14 protein-coding genes and 2 pseudogenes are annotated in these 15,931 nt (G+C 55.9%); 9 read left to right on the top strand and 7 right to left on the bottom strand.

The features are described from left to right. Positions 1-2 precede the first annotated feature (2 nt). The 7 genes and pseudogenes from PC358_RS04635 to PC358_RS26870 all read left to right on the top strand — a co-directional run. Positions 3-596: an ABC-three component system middle component 1 gene (locus tag PC358_RS04635; protein WP_033697866.1), complete on the top strand. Its 594-nt coding sequence runs from the start codon at positions 3-5 to the stop codon at positions 594-596. Beyond that, positions 593-3,586: an AAA family ATPase gene (locus tag PC358_RS04630; protein WP_050506056.1), complete on the top strand. Its 2,994-nt coding sequence runs from the start codon at positions 593-595 to the stop codon at positions 3,584-3,586. The genes PC358_RS04635 and PC358_RS04630 overlap by 4 nt, the downstream gene beginning before the upstream one ends. A 361-nt stretch (positions 3,587-3,947) precedes the next feature. Continuing rightward, on the top strand, positions 3,948-4,142 hold the full coding sequence (locus PC358_RS04625; RefSeq protein ID WP_156056751.1) for a hypothetical protein: 195 nt from the start codon (positions 3,948-3,950) through the stop codon (positions 4,140-4,142). A 431-nt stretch (positions 4,143-4,573) separates the two neighbouring features. Then, entirely contained in the window at positions 4,574-5,029 is a 456-nt protein-coding gene (locus PC358_RS04620) for a hypothetical protein (RefSeq protein WP_033697864.1), read from the top strand. Positions 5,030-5,097: 68 nt separating this feature from the next. Continuing rightward, positions 5,098-5,850 (top strand): hypothetical protein, encoded by a 753-nt coding sequence (locus PC358_RS04615; RefSeq protein WP_033697862.1) that lies wholly within the window; start codon positions 5,098-5,100, stop codon positions 5,848-5,850. Next, positions 5,850-6,506: a hypothetical protein gene (locus tag PC358_RS04610; RefSeq protein WP_033697861.1), complete on the top strand. Its 657-nt coding sequence runs from the start codon at positions 5,850-5,852 to the stop codon at positions 6,504-6,506. The genes PC358_RS04615 and PC358_RS04610 overlap by 1 nt, the downstream gene beginning before the upstream one ends. Before the next feature lie 37 nt (positions 6,507-6,543). Next, positions 6,544-6,866, top strand: a pseudogene (locus PC358_RS26870) (IS66 family transposase); the annotation flags it as partial. Positions 6,867-6,940: 74 nt separating this feature from the next. On the opposite strand, the gene PC358_RS04605 reads toward PC358_RS26870, so the two are convergent. Together PC358_RS04605 and PC358_RS04600 are read right to left on the bottom strand one after the other, a co-directional pair. Further along, positions 6,941-7,846: a DMT family transporter gene (locus PC358_RS04605; RefSeq protein WP_033697860.1), complete on the bottom strand. Its 906-nt coding sequence runs from the start codon at positions 7,844-7,846 to the stop codon at positions 6,941-6,943. A gap of 71 nt (positions 7,847-7,917) precedes the next feature. Beyond that, on the bottom strand, positions 7,918-8,541 hold the full coding sequence (locus PC358_RS04600; RefSeq protein WP_033697859.1) for a glutathione S-transferase family protein: 624 nt from the start codon (positions 8,539-8,541) through the stop codon (positions 7,918-7,920). An 83-nt stretch (positions 8,542-8,624) separates the two neighbouring features. On the opposite strand from PC358_RS04600, the gene PC358_RS04595 reads away from it, so the two are divergent. Next, on the top strand, positions 8,625-9,485 hold the full coding sequence (locus PC358_RS04595; RefSeq protein ID WP_033697858.1) for an AraC family transcriptional regulator: 861 nt from the start codon (positions 8,625-8,627) through the stop codon (positions 9,483-9,485). 384 nt (positions 9,486-9,869) lie between these two features. On the opposite strand, the gene PC358_RS04590 is transcribed toward PC358_RS04595, so the two are convergent. Together PC358_RS04590 and PC358_RS04585 are read right to left on the bottom strand one after the other, a co-directional pair. After that, on the bottom strand, positions 9,870-10,205 hold the full coding sequence (locus PC358_RS04590) for a hypothetical protein (RefSeq protein WP_033697857.1): 336 nt from the start codon (positions 10,203-10,205) through the stop codon (positions 9,870-9,872). A gap of 351 nt (positions 10,206-10,556) precedes the next feature. Then, positions 10,557-11,675, bottom strand: coding sequence for a hypothetical protein (locus tag PC358_RS04585; protein ID WP_156056749.1), 1,119 nt, complete (start codon positions 11,673-11,675; stop codon positions 10,557-10,559). 728 nt (positions 11,676-12,403) lie between these two features. Here PC358_RS04585 and PC358_RS27685 point away from each other — a divergent pair. After that, a complete protein-coding gene (locus PC358_RS27685) occupies positions 12,404-13,165 on the top strand; it encodes a hypothetical protein (RefSeq protein WP_156056747.1) in 762 nt (253 codons plus the stop codon). Positions 13,166-13,595: 430 nt separating this feature from the next. Here the strand turns inward: PC358_RS27685 and PC358_RS26860 are convergent. The 3 genes and pseudogenes from PC358_RS26860 to PC358_RS04570 all read right to left on the bottom strand — a co-directional run. Beyond that, a pseudogene (locus PC358_RS26860) lies at positions 13,596-13,992 on the bottom strand (transposase); the annotation flags it as partial. A 76-nt stretch (positions 13,993-14,068) separates the two neighbouring features. Next, positions 14,069-14,506, bottom strand: coding sequence for a GlcG/HbpS family heme-binding protein (locus tag PC358_RS04575; RefSeq protein ID WP_033697854.1), 438 nt, complete (start codon positions 14,504-14,506; stop codon positions 14,069-14,071). Further along, positions 14,499-15,887: a metal-dependent hydrolase family protein gene (locus PC358_RS04570; protein ID WP_033697853.1), complete on the bottom strand. Its 1,389-nt coding sequence runs from the start codon at positions 15,885-15,887 to the stop codon at positions 14,499-14,501. Before PC358_RS04570 ends, PC358_RS04575 begins: the two co-directional genes overlap by 8 nt. Positions 15,888-15,931: the final 44 nt, after the last annotated feature.

Here is a 15,931-nt window from a genome sequence, read left to right as displayed (position 1 = left end):
TCATGCTGACACTGCAGCAAGTGGCTAGCGCAATCATTCAGCGCGTAGAGGGTCGGTATGACGTGTGTCCACGCAACGTAACGGAGCTCATGCTGCCTGAGGTCGACTACGAATCGGATGTTATTCGGCTCAAGCGCTCTCACATCGAAAAGGCAGGCTGGCGGACGATTCTGCTCATCGAGCTTCCACTGACGGCCCTGCAGGCTGCCAACCAGTGGGCCGCCGATGTCCGGGATGTGCTGCCCGAACCTGAGACTGCTGACCTCTATATGTTTCTGATGATCAGCGGTATCGCCAAGGATGACGCTGCGCGGATTGAGACTGATGACAGATTTTGCCGCAAGGTTGTTGTGCGCGAATCTGAAGCAGCCGGTGATTTTCTTAACCGGACATTCTTGGCAGCCTTGGATCCTGCTGGCGATGTCGAGACGCTGAGTGATCCGCTGGTGTCGGCGCTGAGCGCGCTGACCAAGGCGCATCCTTGGTCTGCGCCACACATTGCTGCCTGGAAAGCGGAGCTCCTGACAAACCAAAACGGTGCGGATGTGGTGCGTGTTCTTACCGATTCGCTGAGTGAAGACGAGGTTCAGTCGTGAGCAAGTTGAATTCCATCACCCTGTCGAACCTGCGCAAATTCGGGTCTGATGTCACCATCGAGCTGAGTCCCGGAGCGACTATCTTGCTCGCACCCAATGGTACTGGCAAAACAACGGTATTCGAGGCAATCGAGTTTGGCCTAACCGGGAAAATCGCCCGGCTCCGTGACGACCTTGCCCACATCATTCGAGATGATCAGACGGCAGCGACAGTCAGTCTGAACTTTTCTGAGCTAACTGCGACATCACGCGTGACTGCGGCGGGCAAGGTTAGCCGGGACGGAGACTTGAGCAGCGTCTTCCCTAATGTGTCCGCAAATGACATCCCATTCTTGCTGCGTCTAACCCACCTCTTGGATCAGAGGGAGAACGGGTGGATCGTCAATGCGGAAGAGAAGGAAGCCGGATCCCAGCTGGCGAAGCTGCCGATCGGTCGCGATGGGTCTAAAGCTCGCGCTAACCTCGCTGCCGTACGACGGTCGCTGACGGAGCAGAAAACCCGTGCGGAAGAAGTGTTGATCGGGCATGAGTCTGATTTGAACGAGTGGACTCGTCTACTTCAGGAGCGTGACATCGCTGCTGCCGGTGCAGTAGGTGCATTACGACCACGCGATCAAATTGCTGACGTTCTCTCTGACGCTGCAAACCAGACGCAAAGCCTTACCCAGATTCCACCTGGCTTGTTGACCGGGCCTGTAAGTCAGGAGGGGCTGACGCTTGCACACTCCGCCCTGTCCGAGATTTTGCAAGGCAAGGTCGAGCGGGCTCGGCAGCATATTTCAAGCCTTGGCTTGGTTAACGACCTTGTTGAAAGCTTTGTTGCGGCGCAGGAAAAGCTCGAAAAGCTCAATGAAGACCGCGCGGCAGCAAGTCAGACGCTCGATAAACACGCGAACACGAGGGCTGACGGCAATGCCGCATTGCAGGAGCATCAGGCCAGTATCCACTCCACACAGCAAGAACTTACCAGCATTGGGCAGCAACTTGAGCGCCTGGTTGGAGAAACTACAGCCAAACAGGAGATCGATCACCGTAATGACGCATTGACGTCGGCGATTGCTGCCCTGGGTGAGGCTGAAAAAAATGCTCATGCACTTCGCGAACAACATGAGCACAACCTGCGTGTCCGTAACCAGCATGCTCAGATTGACATCCAGCTTCAGGGAATCAGCCAGACCGAGCAGCGCCTGGACGCGGGTCGACTCATGCTTGCCGACTGGCAGGCCACTGAGCAGCGGATCAGCGAGGTTGTCGAGCAAATCACGGCGCTTGAAGTGCTCATCGATAAACAGAGCATCGATCGGGATGCCGAACGTTCTTCGTACGAGACGTGTAAAGCTGCGGAGGCCACAGCCCGATCTCATTATGAGATGCTCAGTTCTTCCGCCGACGCAATCCGTCAGGCCGTAGCATCCATAGCGCAACATCTTCCCGCTGACCAAGATCAATGCCCGCTTTGCCTGGAGCCGCATGGTGCCGCCAAGCTTCAGTCCCGTGTGGTTCAAGCCCTTGAAGCGATCAATCCGAGTTTGACTGCAGCTGAGCAACACTTGCGAGCTACGGTGGAAGCGTTGACGGCCAGTGAGGTCGCAGTTGAGAAAGCGCAGCAAGCACTAGACCTCCGTCGTGAAGAACTGGGGACTTTGGAGTCCAGCCGCCAGGATCTAGGACGGCAAGTTACGCAGTTTCGTACCGATCCCATTTTGGCGAGTGATTCGCTCCCGTTGGCAAGGGAGGCGCTCAGGCAGCAACTCGATAGCATTGTTCCGGCCAAAAAGCGTTTGGGTGATCAGCGAGCGGCATTGGACGCTCTCCCTGCTCCTGAAGCCTTTGAACAAACCGAGCGAGTTTTCAACTCGGCACAGCACATGCTTGACTTGGCACGTGCTCAACAGAGCGAAGCTGCTACACGACTGGATCAAGCAGTTGCCGCACTGGCCGCGCTCACCTCTGGGGAACCTCTGGCTCGTACGCTTGAGCAACTCACTGCAGAAAAAACGCAACTGGAACAGCAAATCAGCGATCTGAGCGGTAAGGTCGGGACTGTGCAATCCGCCCTGGACACCCAACAGCATCAGTTGCTTGAGTCATCAAGCGTTGTCCAGGGGATTGAGGAAGAAATCAGAAGGGTTCAAACGCTCCTTCTGCAACTCCGAGCGAGCTGGCAAGAGCTGGAACTGACCGGCGACCCACTCGCGGAAGCTGCGCAGGCACGTGAAGCGACGCTGCGCGCCACGTTGACCCTCCTCGAGGGCTATGTTTCAGCACTTGAAGGCATTGGGGTAGAGATCTCTGCTTGGGCCAAGCTGAACGAATCACAACTGGCCCAGCGGTTGATTGATGCTCAGCGTCTTGACCGATCAGAAGAGTCCTTCGAAGCGTTCCTCAATGACAGCATCAGCGCGGCACGCTCCAGCTTCATGCGGTTGTCCTTGATCTCGGACGCGATGGACTTGCTGGATGGCTCACTCAAGAAAGAAATTGAGAACGTTCAGAAGCACGTCGGCAAGGTGGTACCCCGCTGGCAGGCGCTGCTCAAGCGCGTAGTGCGGGAGTCCAGGTTCCACGAAGCAAGCCTGAAGTTCTTCAACTTGTATAACAAAGATCGTGCTGGCGTTTCTGTACCGCTAGGCAAAAAAGCAGTACCGGTACCGGACATCGCGAGTGAGGCGCAGTTGACGGATCTTCAGCTCACCTTCCTGCTCTCAATGGCGATGAGCCATCAATGGTCTCCTTGGAAAGCACTGCTGTTGGATGACCCCACTCAGCACCACGACCTGGTGCATGCCTCTGCAGTTTTCGATTTGCTACGTGACTACATCGTTGATCATGGTTTCCAGGTCGTGATCGCAACTCATGATGCTCTGCAGGCGCGCTACTTCCTGCGCAAGCTGCAAAACGATGGGATTGAGGCCAAGATCTGGACGCTTGTGCCGACCGAAAATGGCGTCACTGCACAAGCAGGGAGTTGGAAGCAGCGCATTCAATAGCTCCCCAGGCGTCAATCTTGTTCAAGCTGAGTGCGAGCCAAGCCGTGTTGGAGGTCTGGTTTGGCGCTCCAGCAGATACTTACGCCGGCCAGCAGGCCATGGCTGAGGGATTCTTCACTGGTTATAGGTGTTTTAGCTCGAGCAACCGGCCTTCGCGAAGCGACTTGCTGGTTTGGTTTATTGATGCTGGGACTGCTTGCCTGGTCTCTGACGTGCGGCACAATGTCCCTAGCTTCGTAATTGCTTAGCTTGCTAAACTATCTATCTGTCTAGTTCTGCGGCGTTAGACGGCGCGGTGAAGCGATTCCCAAGCAAGAAGCAGCATGCCCACCCTTCCATCGATCTCATTACGCAGCCCCTCATGCCCGAGATTCTGAAAAAGACAGCTGGCCTCATCTACAGCATTCGCTATGTCGTACCCGCCGTAGCTCTTACGATTTATGTGATTGCTGGCCTGGCGTACTTCATCGCCTTCAAGTACTGGCCCAGCCTACCAGCGAACACGCAGTCAGCGATCCTGGAAAACCTGTCTTTGGCGGTGAACGTCACGCTTTAACCCGTTCCATTGATGGTGAGCGGAGGCGTACCGTGGCAATCAGAAGCTGCTGAATACCGATTCGCGCGAACCTTCAATGCCCTAACCCCTTAAGAATTCCCAGTGCTTTGACGCACCCAACGGTTATCACAGCATTTGGTGCCAGCAGCTTCCGTATCCACCTCTACTGACCTACTGAAATATGACGCACATGCAGCTTCGCAGCCATGGTTGTCATTCGGCCAGGCGTCCTCGTCTATTCATGTTTTTCGAGCCCCTACGGCCTGATCACTTTCCTCCATTGGACAGCATCAGCAGGCTTCGTTAACGATCTTGCTTGACTGCTCGCAGGTGAGTGAATTGGTGGCTATGTGCTACATTCCGCTTCGCTGCTACCTTGGCGCGCACTTCGTGAGCCGAGGAAATCGCACCTACTACGACGGATCGTACCGATGTCATTCCTCATACCTATCGTACTTGCGCTGCTCACCAAACCATTCCTTCGAAGCCGCCTTTGCCAGGGGCATTACGGCTTTTTAGCGACCTATTTTGGATGGGGCGTTCTAGGAACAATTGGTCTTTCAATCGGTGTGTTTTGGCTGCTTGGGCCTATTTTCTTCGAGCAAGACCACGGCAGAGGGGATAGAGCCCTGTCAGTGACGTTCCGCGTCTGGAGCCTCATCACCACCCTTTACATGGTGGGGATTGCCGTAGGATTGAATCACATTCGGAAAGTGAGTAGCTCCTCCCTGCTCAACCTCTACGTTATCTTGCTGATCGCTTGCACGGCATTACTGTTTTTGTCCAGCCTGGCCGCTGCGGCGGTTTACTGGATCATCTACGCAGCGACAGTGTTTGTCGTACACAAGATCGGTACCGGGCAAGGTGCGCCAGCACCAGAGAAATAGACGACGCCATCTACCCGGTCTCGATGAAATCCGATTACCCCTTCCTTCCTGCTTAAGACGAAAACGACATGCTGCACTCGTTCTGGCGAAACAAAAGCCACCTCTACAAGCGTTATCTTGGACACCGAGAAGAAGGTGAGAAGCGCGTTTGCGAGGAAGATGAGATCACAGGGCTGATCGCCGGCCCCTTGGATTTTCTGCCTCCAGATGCGAGTGGCGCATTCTGGCGGGCACTGCTCGAAAGTGATGTCGGTGAAGACCTGCCCCTTCCCCCGGGTGCAGTCAGCTTTCTGCGAATGAATTTCTGGCCGAAACGATCGGTCGAGCCTGATTTGCTGGTTGAGATGGGATGGCCGACTGGGGAGCGCCGAATCGTTGTCGTGGAGTTTAAATGGCGTGCGCCCCTAGGTACCGATCAGCTTCATCGGCAGTGGAGCGAGTATCTGACTGACGCTGAGCGCGAAGTCGCTTACCACCTGTTTATTGGGCCCGAGCTGAGTGTTGGCCTAAACGCCCTGGCGCAGAAAGACATTTGGAATGGTCGGCTGATCCTGCGTTCGTGGCTGAACGTGCTTCAGATCCTCAATAAGCTGGACTGCACGACCTACCCTGGATTGAGCAAGTGGCGAACCCAAGTTACCAGCTTCCTTGGCCAGTTGGACATCAAGCGCTTCCAGGGATTTCAGCAACTATCGCCAGTCCTGCTACCTGTACGGACACACGTGTTCTGGAATCCATTGAACGGGTTCGACATGAAGCCGCCAGCTTTACCTGTTGCGACCAACACCAAGCCTAATCATTACCTATGGAGTTCTCTGTAATGTCGTCATCCCCGGTCAGCATTGGAGCGTCAATTACCGATGCGGTGAAATTCATGTCGAGGCTTGCAGGTGAATGTGAAGCCCTGGCTGATCTGGTCAAGCAGGAAATCAGTAGAGCTGTGTTGACGCCTGAGCTCGCCAAGCACTTTAAGCCGAGCGGTGACTGGATCACTTCCCGAACGACGGATGAAGAAGGCTGGGTATACACGGGCATTGGCATTTCGCTTCCAATTGCGTCCAAACCTAAGCGGACGACGGGCAGCCACATTGTCGTTCAGATCAGCCTCGCGGGTGAAGGTATTGAGGCACTCGATAATCGAGAGCCCTTGGTGCACATCGGCCAATGGGGGTGGCCGATTGATTTCGTCGAAATTCAGATGGGCTTTCCTTGCGATCTGGTCAGCGGATACGACCTGAATCTTGAAAACGGCCAACTGTTTAGGTGGGTGCACGCGGAGTACGACAATGAATGGTGCTACAGCGTGCGCTTGACGGACATTAACTGCCCTGAAGACGTGAAAATCAACATCATCAATCCACTCAAGTCGCTGCTTTTGGGAGCTGAAGCTTCGCAAGCCCTAGCCGAGACTTGCGCTGTGCGGTATGTCGGGATTGGGGAAAACTCTGGTCAGTATCGAGTGTTGCCTCGTCAGTGAGGAGCGTGTTGCCCATAGTTTCCACGATTGAGGAAAACACAGCGTGAAACGCTGGGTAGCGCTGACGCGCGACCTGCACGATGGGCTGAACCCATCGACAGAAACCAGGTCGAGAATCAGATACAACCATGGGCACTGGGGCGTTCAAACTGGTTGTTTACCGGATCGCTGCGCAGTGGCAAACGAGCGGTTGCAGTCATGAGCCTGATCCAATCGGCGCGCATGAATTGGCACCATCCATATGCCTATCTCGAAGGTGTTCTGACGCGGCTGCCGACGAATCGGGCCAGCGAGATCGGCATCAATGGATACCGCCGGGTGAGCTCGCCGGACGCTTACCGATGGCCAACGGGTGAGTGATCCTCAGCAGCGAGAGCGTAAGAAATGCCATAGGAGGTATGTGGGCCTCCAAAGCATCCAGTATCGTCCACGATTCAGTTTGCTAGCGGTAGAGGTTGGGCTTTCTCTGGTGGTTTGATCGAGCCAATGTAGACTGCGAAGATCGTCAACAGTGCACCGCATACCTGAAGAGCAGTGCTGGTCTTGCCCAAGAGCGTCACATCGATGAGATATGTGATCACCGGTTCCAGCAGCAAAATCAGCCCGGCGAGCCCCAAGCTGATGCTACCAATCGAACGGTTGACCAGCATCCACCCAACGAATTGCACCAATACGCCATAGATAATCAGCATCACCCACGTTTGGCCGTCGACGATCCGTAGATTCTCACCGCTGAGCATCGCGTAGGCCAGCAGTACCAAGGCTGCCCAGATACTCAGGTTGAGCATCTGAGCAATTTTGTCACCGCCGCCGTCAGGCAACTGCGCGTTGATCTTCAGGAAATAGACGCAGATGGCGTAGGCGAGGCCCGAAAACACCCCAAACACAACCCCTTTGATGCCCACGGCGTTGGTCATCTCAGGCACCAGAAGCAAGTACAGCCCAACGAACGCGAGGGTTATGGAAATCAGGAAATAAACCGAAGGTCGTTCCTTCAGCAGATACATACCCAATAGGGTCATGAAGAACACCTGGCAGTTGGTGAGAATAGAGCCAATGCCCGGCCCCACGATGTAGATACTCTGATGCCAAAGCACCAGATCGATCGCCAGAAACACCCCCGCCAGCCCGGTATAAAGTTGCGCCCGGTAATTTTTAAGCAGTACCGGAATCCGCCGCGCCTTGAGCAACAGGAAAAACAGCACCGAAGCGAACAACATCCGGTAGAACCCTGCCCCGCCAGCACCGATATTGGCGAATGCCACTGCGAGCGCTGAGAGGCTGAGCATCAACCCACCGACCGTCAACTCGACAATGGGACGCTTGTTATGGATCCACATGCACAACTCCACTTCTGTTGCCGTGATTTCTAGTTTTCTGACGTGTTCAACGTATGGGTGCCGGTAGATTTTTAGACTTCTACAGCTGCTTTTTTCATCCACTGCTGAACCGGGCCATAAGCCAGTATCTGATCCACGTAGCTTTGTAGAGCCGGCGGCACGCTGATGCCATAACGGCGCAAGCGAAACACCACAGGGGTGAACATCGCGTCTACGATGCCGAACTTGCCGCAGAGGAATGTGCTGGACTGGCTCGCCGCCCGCAGGCCGCCCCAGATGGAGAAGATCCTGGCGATCTCTGCTTGGGTTTCCTCGGTCAACGGGCCTGCATCGTCGCCAGTGCCCAGGCCGAACGACATCTGGGTGCGCAGGTGGGTGAAGCCGGCGTGCATTTCTGCGGCTGCCGCACGCGCCAGCGCCCTGAGCCGGGCATCCTGGGGCCAAAGGTTGGCAGCGGGGTGTGTTTCGGCGATGTACTCGCTGATGGCAAGGCTGTCGTTGATCACCACGTTGTCCAGCAACAGTGCCGGGACTTTGCCCGAAGGCGAGTACTCGCCGATCTGCCGGTGTGTATCAGGCTGTTCCAGCTTGACCTGAACCGTGTCGAATGCAGCGTTTGCGGTCACCATTACCAGCCACGCACGCAACGACCACGATGAATTGTTGAAATCCCCGATAACCAGTTTGTCCGTCATGTCCTTTCCTAGCGCTTTTTGTGAAATAGGTGCTAACTTTATGGCCGCTTTTTTCAGCCGTATTGCACAAAACTGGACAGGTCATGGAAAAGACAGAAGGCCTAGAAAACCCTTCTCACGGTAAGGACTTCGTGCATTTCTCGCGCATTCCCGAAGGCAACTGCGAACTTTTGTCAGCGCGCTATACCACTCAGTCTTTCGGTCGGCATTCGCACGACCGCTATGCCATAGGGGTGATAAGCGGCGGAGTTGAAAAGCTTTTCTACCGAGGCGGCTATACCTTGGGTGGGGTGGGCAGCGTTGTCACGATACCGCCAGGCGAAATACATGACGGCCTGCCCGGCCACGACAATGGCTGGATGTACCGGATGCTCTACCTCGATCCGGCCTGGGTGAACCAAGCGGTGTTCGGGGGCCGTGTAGCCAGCGATCACATCCATCTTTTTCAGAAAGCGCTCAGCTCGAATCCGGCCTTTGCCCAAAGCTTCCTGCAGTTGCACCAACTGATTGAGCAAACACCAACTGGCCTTCAGCGCGAATCCATCCTGCTAGAGCTGGTGTGCCAGGTGTTCGAGCATAGCGGTGCGCCCGCGTTATCAGTCCTGCCATCAGAGCAGCAGGCGGTAAAACGGATAAAGCGCAAGCTGGAAGACGATTTCGACCAGGACATTCCTCTGGAGGCCTTGGCCCAGTTAGTCAATCTTGAGCCGCTGTACCTCATTCGCGTCTTCAAAAAGCACGTAGGTGTTGCGCCTCACAGCTATCAGATTCAAAGGCGCATAGCGCATGTGCAAAAGCTGCTGCGCACCGGAGCTACGCTGACCGAGGCAGCCTGTGCAAGTGGCTTCTTCGATCAGAGCCACATGGCGCGGGCCTTCAAGAAGGTGATCGGAATGACGCCTGGGATCTTTCGCAATAGCGGAAGTTTTCAAACGGCTACCTGACTCCTGCGCTGCTGAAAGACCTGGTCTGGCCAACGCTGCTCTAGGTTGCAGGCATTCCTGAACGACCTGGACTTTGAACGGTTTCGGATAGGAGCTTCATTGGCGCATGGAAATCCTAGCGATGCTCCACAGGATGTGGAATTCATCCAGCAACGGTACTCCGTCGCTTTCTGGGCCTTTGTTGCGTACCATCGATAAAGGTCATTGAGCCGCATCAAATCCATCAACCTTCATCTCCTGACAATAAAGGATCTTGGCTTCGGAGGGAGGTTGTCCAGGACTGGTGTCGATTGGCTGTGTCCAGCCAATGCCTCAAGCTTCGAAAGTTTTCATGGTGGCCATACGCCTCATTGTGCATGGTACGCTCCATTGATGATGACGATCTCAGGGCAAAGCCTCGTAGTGACCGCAGTCTGAGCAGTAGACGAATTTCTTGTCATTGCTGGCCAAACGTCCGGCCAAATACTTAACGCCCTGACCTACAGCGAGGGTGGCAGCGGAAATCCCTGCCGCAATAAGCAGGCTCCTTGTGTCTTTCGTTGCTGCCTTTGCTACGCGCATCATGATGCCTGGCGCACTGGGTGCGGCTCTAGCGGCAGCAGCTGCCAAGATTGCGGCTGCGGGCATCCCAACTGGCCCAAGGCCTTTCGAGGTGGTATGCAATTCGCGCTTGGTGACAACGCGTGCGGAAGGCTTGTTGCATTTCTTGCAGCGCAGCATGAGTTAATCCTTTGGCTCTGATAAGCCTTATGATGTAGCAGATCAGGCGGTGGTCAGGGGGCGGCCTGCGCCAGCAATCGTAACCTTTTGGGGCGCGACAAAAGGCACGTCGCCTGACTCTACCAGAGTGAAAGCATGGCTATTTTCCTAGCGGAGTACATTTGTACTCCTGTGCGAGTACGGAGCCCTCGTGGCCCCGATAGTTTCGTGCGCCGCTCGCCGCTGGTATGAACCTCCCTCGGATCCTTGCGGGATGGTCATGTCACGGACGTCGAAGAACAAGCCTGCAAACAAGAAACCAAAGATGCGCCTTCGATTCGCGGATGTGAGGAGTTCTAGAAGGCCCAAGCATTACCAGTCGAGTTGGCTGACGTCGAACTCAAAGACACGGTTACCCTCTTGGTAGAACTCGGCCTCGATGTAGACCTTGTCGACTTTCTTGGCATTTGCCACAAACTGCTTGTGGTTGGAGATGAACAGGATGTTGGTACTGTGATCACTGGGTTCCGACGCGCCGACACGTTGTGGTTTCCCGTTACCATAGCGCACGCGTACATTGCAGCTGTCGTAGCCACAGATGAACTGCCCCTGGTCGAGCGACAGATAGGCGGATTCTCCCCAGCGCGGATGTTTGCGCAGGCTGAGCTTACCTCGCTGCGCGCCGTTGTAAGGGAATCCAAAGTTCACGGAATTCAGTGACTGAACCACGGCGTACTTGATCACCTTTCCGCTCATGGAATCCTCGTTTGTCACATAGTTCCAGAGCAAGCCAGCACTGCGCTTTTGCTCGCGAGCTTGAGATTCAGCTACTTTCGCTTTGGCCGTTGCCTCCTGATCGGCCATGACCTTGTCAAGGCGTTGTGCTTCTGCAGCGTACTTCGGGTTATCTGGCTCGAGCTTGCTCAATTCTCGATAAGCGCTGGCCAGCTCTTGGTACTGATTCGGTTTCAGTGTTTTTATGGAGGTGATCAGAGCTGCCTTATTTTGCTGATCCAGCAGCGATCGTTCACCTTCAATCGCAATATTGGACGCCGCATCGATTTCACCATCACCCAGGCCTTGATACTGGCGAGCTAGAAGCGCTGCCTCCTGGTAGCTTTTGCTGGCAATCTTGGTGTTCAAATCCGCGAGTATCTGAATGCGATGCGCGGCAAGATAGGCCTTCTGCTCTTGGTTGGCTTGCTCGGCTTTCTTCTTATCATCTGCGGCTACCTTCGCCTCCCTGGTAGCGTTTTCCTGCTTGACCTGCGTCTCCAGGACGGTACTTGACAGCATAATCAGCCCGACAAGGCCCACAAAGCGAATGGCTGGCGTGATGACTCGTCCGGTCTTCTGTTCGAACCAGTCGTTTACGGGCGGAAAGAAGAGAAGCGCCGCCACCACCAATATGAGGCCTGATAGCATGCTCGACACGGCCATGCCCATCGCTGTGAGCAGGATTACGACGAACAGGCAGTACATCACCAACACGGAAACAAACCTACGCATCCTTGCCTCGCTTAATGCTTGTAAGAGTGGCCACCGGCCATCTTTTTTCGCATAGGCACGGCAAGAACGCAACGCATCCGACTTTTAAGAGGTGCGAAGCAGCGATACCTGTCGTACGAGTGGTGCGGGTCGTGAAGTGTTCCGCAGATCGAAACCCAAGCTCACGGGTCATGGATATCGAAAAGACGGGAAGGCTCAGTGGGAAAAGGGGCACTGCAGAAGCATGAGTGCCATGAGGACAATTGCTCACCATCTGAGACAAGGTGCCTGCTAGGAATGACCGATTAGGCGATCAGCAGCGTGATACCCAAAGGAAGCGCCCCTTGAGGCGCTTCGTACTTGAGTGAGGTGTCATTACGGCCAAGATCACTCAGTGTTGTCTGGCGTGCGGAAAATCTGCAGCCAATGACGATTAGGCCGGCTTGTCGCTGGTGCCTGCTCATTATCACGAATGGTGCAGTAGCGACCATAAGTGGCTGTAACCACATGCCTGACGGTGTCCATGGTCACTTCCTGGAACGACCCGCCGTCACGCCCCACCCGGTTCCCCGGTGCAATGTAAATCGCCATACCGCCTCCTAGATGCTGTTCCATGCAAGTGGCCTATCGCCACTGCTGCAGACTATTGCATAGGAAATGGACTCTCGCCAGGCAGTTAGAGCTGATCTAGGTCAGCTCGGCTGGGTGCCTTTCTCATGGGGCGCGCAGTCATGCTATCGCATAACGTCTGGCTGGAGATTGCCACTGCGGGCGCCCGAGGCATGACCTTCCGCCGTGCGGCAATCAACGAACTACTGCATAATTCTAATGGCTATTTGATTGCATCATCAGATGTGGGTATTCGCCATTCTTCTGGTGTCTTCTGTGCCGTTTTCGCCGCGATGAATGGCGGGTGCACTGCTGGTGGAGCATGTCCAAGGGTGGTAAATCAGTTGAATAGGCGTATCGAGGCGTTACCTCGCATCACAAGCGATCTCAATGGGTTATTACCCCGATTGCTCGGAAAGGTATTCCATGTAACAACGGTTGGACATTACGAAATGATCGTGCAGGAGGGGCTGCTGGTACCGAATACCACTGGCCGCCCTTCCCCGTTCTCGGATTCCGCTACTGGCTATTTTCGCCAAAACGGATGTGTTTCGTTCTTTGATTACCGTGCTCACCGCACACCCCGATGGAGGCGTAACTACACGGCATGCGCTCCGACCCGTCCGCATGCATTGGAAGAGTCGCTGGTCGTCCTCTTTCTGAAAGAGTCAGCATACCCGGCGCTCATAGGATGGGATGACTGTCGAGGTAAGCTGGACAATCGGCAGATCGTACCGTTCATTGAGTGCGGGATTCAGGGAGGCGTACCGATCTCCGACACATATGGCCACCTCCGGGTCGATAAACCCTTCGACGAAAACGCGAAGCTAATGGCAGAGATTTATGCCCGGATTCGCTTTGCATCGCATCTGAAACCTGACTAGCTGGGTCAATGCATCTCTCGCGCAGTGGTTGGTCTTCGTACTACTGAGCTGGGCCCGGGACGCGCAGTGCCTCTAACTCGACGTTGGCCTGGTCGAGCAGATGCGTTACTTGCTTGTCGCGAATCTCCAGGGTGGTGATGGTTGCTCGCAACTCATCTGACGCAGCGGACAGTGAAGCTATCTGTTGCTGAAGCAATTCCCGGGCACCCTCGGCGCGCGCGGTTGCAGCGTTGGCCGAGCAACACACCGGCCAACACTGTCAACTTCGGTTCTGACCGTCAGCTCTGGGTTGTTAGCGGCCAGTCGCGAAAGGCTGCTAACGACCCGGGCTGTGTGAAAACGCAAGTAAGTAAGTCGAGTAGCGAAAGAAGCTGGGGCAGCTTTTAAATTCGCAGGTGTAAGTGGAGATCTACACCGGTCCGGCACCAGGAGAGAAAAAATTGAGGTTCCGGCACAGGACTACGGATTGTTGGCACACGCTGCGAATGGCTTTACCGTTGTCCCGGCGAAAGTCGGCAATCGTTTCGAAGTCGGGAGTCAACCGGCCCGTTAGCCACATCAGCTCGATATTGCGCTCTGTCTCGCGCGCAAGCCGGCGGCTGGACTGAATCCGGTTGAGGTGGCCATAGATGTAGATTTCAGCAGGAGTGCTGGATGGTAGGCCGGACGACTCGTTGCAGCAGGATCGACGCCGAGTGCTCCTAGGTAAAGTTCATCGATGAAAACGTCGACCACCCGAACTGGGTTTTCTTCGGTGATGTAATCATCAGGCACTCCGGCAGCAGCGTGACTTGCGTCCCGGCCTGACCTTCAATGAACCGTTTCATGATCGTCCCGCCACGATCTCGACGAACAGGATGTTAGACAATCAAGCCGCTGGGGCAAAAGTGGCTTTTTTCCCTATCAACACGCCCCACTGTCGGGTATCAGGTTTGCCCCCAGCACGCCGGCAATCGCACAGCGTTCGTCGTTGTCGGAGCTGTCACCACTAATACCGATAGCGCCGATGACCTCCCCTGCCCCGTTACGCACCAGCACCCCGCCGGGCACCGGAACCATGTTGCCGCCGGCCAAGTCACTCAATGCATTGAAGAATGCAGGTAGCGCGGCAGCACGACGGGCAAGTTCGCGGCCGCCAAAGCCCATGCCAAGCACTGAGGCGGCCTTGCCCGACGCGATTTGCGGACGCAGCAGGCTGGCGCGCTCGTCGCGTTTGAGCGCCAGCAGGTGACCACCGGCATCCAGTACCGCAGCACAAAGTGGCTGCAAGGCTAACCGCCGGCCCTCTGTCAGCGCCGTGTCGACCATCCGCGACGCCAGTTCCAGGGTGAGCTTATTCATGCCGGCCTACCTCCTGCTCTGGTGCAGATCCAGGTGTGCTGCGCTTACCCATTTCCATAGCCCGTTGCCGGGTGTGAAGTTCGGCCCATTTCACCGTGTTGAAGTCACTGACCTTGTAGGGATCGTAGCCCGGTACGTGGGCCTCCACGCGATGCCCGCCTAGGTACACGTCACGTATGCGCTCGCGGTCCTGAAGAATCGAGACGTTCTGCAGTGGTGAGCCATCGACACAGATGAAGTCGGCGCGACGACCCACCTCGATGGCGCCCACCTGCTGCGACACGGGCATCATCCGCGCGGCAACCGAGGTTGCCGCGCGCAATGCCTGGGCAGGGCTGAAACCCAACCAGTCGACAAAAATCTCGATTTCACGGGCGTGCCATTCACCGTAGGGGGTGATCGCAAAACCGCTGTCACTGCCGGTCATGAACGGTACGCCGGCTTCCCGAGCGCGGCGCAAGTTCCGACAACCCACCTCGATCACACGGCGCTGCATCGCAGCGTAACCACAGCGGGTCGAAGGCTCGTAATCCTCGGCAAATTCGACGTTGTTGGCGAGCATGGTGAAGGTCGGAGCGAGGTGACTACCCGATTCGAGTATCGCCTCGATGCAGGCATCGTCCAGGAAAAAACCGTGGAAGATCACGTCCACCCCCGCCTTCGCCGCATACAGCACCGCTTCGCGGCCATAGGCATGCACGGCGACTTTTTTTCCGAGGCGATGGATTTCCTCGACCATCGCGCGGGTTTCGTCCTGGGTGAACGCGGCGATATGTTCCCCGTTGGGACGCATGTGCGGGCCGTCCATAGCGATCTTGATCAGGTCCACGCCGTCCTTGGCCTGGCGACGGATTTCCGCAATCTGCTCGTCGCGGGTAGCGCACAGGCGGCCAGAGAAATACTCAGGCGTACCGACCCAACTGGGGAACCAGTCGTTCAGGCTCTGCCGGTTGGCGATCACATTGCTGCTGGCGGCAATGCGCGGGCCGGTGAACATACCGGCATTGATAGCGTTGCGTACGGCAATGCTGCAATGCCCGGCGTCACCCGGCACCACCACCGAGGTGTAGCCGGCGGCCAGTACATGCTGCGTAAAAAACAGACCGCGCAGGGCACGAAATTCCGGCGAGACGTGCAGGTCTATGTCTTCCTCGCTTTTTGCGTTGCCGAACACCAGATGGGTGTGGACATCCACCAGCCCGGGCATGACGAAGTGTCCGCCAGTGTCAATCACGCGTTCGCCAGGCAATGGCTGCGGAGCGCTCTGGCGAGGGCCGACATGGGTGAGCACACCCTTTTCGATGATCAGCACCTGGTCGTGGCGAGCCTGGTCCTCAAGCCCAGTAAAGAGCGTTTGGCAGTGAACGTGGAGTCTGGGCATGGCGGTCTGTCCTGTTGTTGTCGTGCCAATACGGTATTGGGCAG

Origin of the sequence: Pseudomonas capeferrum (assembly GCF_000731675.1) — a bacterium.
GTDB lineage: Bacteria > Pseudomonadota > Gammaproteobacteria > Pseudomonadales > Pseudomonadaceae > Aquipseudomonas > Aquipseudomonas capeferrum.
The sequence above is the reverse complement of the archived record's forward strand: the minus strand, read 5'-3'. Positions and strand labels throughout refer to the sequence as shown.

Bases quoted from the DNA above. Each gene is read 5' to 3' on its own strand.
- PC358_RS04570 (WP_033697853.1), bottom strand. From the start codon at position 15,887: ATGCCCAGACTCCACGTTCACTGCCAAACGCTCTTTACTGGGCTTGAG.
- PC358_RS04575 (WP_033697854.1), bottom strand. From the start codon at position 14,506: ATGAATAAGCTCACCCTGGAACTGGCGTCGCGGATGGTCGACACGGCG.
- PC358_RS04595 (WP_033697858.1), top strand. From the start codon at position 8,625: ATGGAAAAGACAGAAGGCCTAGAAAACCCTTCTCACGGTAAGGACTTC.
- PC358_RS04625 (WP_156056751.1), top strand. From the start codon at position 3,948: ATGCCCGAGATTCTGAAAAAGACAGCTGGCCTCATCTACAGCATTCGC.
- PC358_RS04605 (WP_033697860.1), bottom strand. From the start codon at position 7,846: ATGTGGATCCATAACAAGCGTCCCATTGTCGAGTTGACGGTCGGTGGG.
- PC358_RS04610 (WP_033697861.1), top strand. From the start codon at position 5,850: ATGTCGTCATCCCCGGTCAGCATTGGAGCGTCAATTACCGATGCGGTG.
- PC358_RS04615 (WP_033697862.1), top strand. From the start codon at position 5,098: ATGCTGCACTCGTTCTGGCGAAACAAAAGCCACCTCTACAAGCGTTAT.
- PC358_RS27685 (WP_156056747.1), top strand. From the start codon at position 12,404: ATGCTATCGCATAACGTCTGGCTGGAGATTGCCACTGCGGGCGCCCGA.
- PC358_RS04590 (WP_033697857.1), bottom strand. From the start codon at position 10,205: ATGCTGCGCTGCAAGAAATGCAACAAGCCTTCCGCACGCGTTGTCACC.
- PC358_RS04620 (WP_033697864.1), top strand. From the start codon at position 4,574: ATGTCATTCCTCATACCTATCGTACTTGCGCTGCTCACCAAACCATTC.
- PC358_RS04635 (WP_033697866.1), top strand. From the start codon at position 3: ATGCTGACACTGCAGCAAGTGGCTAGCGCAATCATTCAGCGCGTAGAG.
- PC358_RS04600 (WP_033697859.1), bottom strand. From the start codon at position 8,541: ATGACGGACAAACTGGTTATCGGGGATTTCAACAATTCATCGTGGTCG.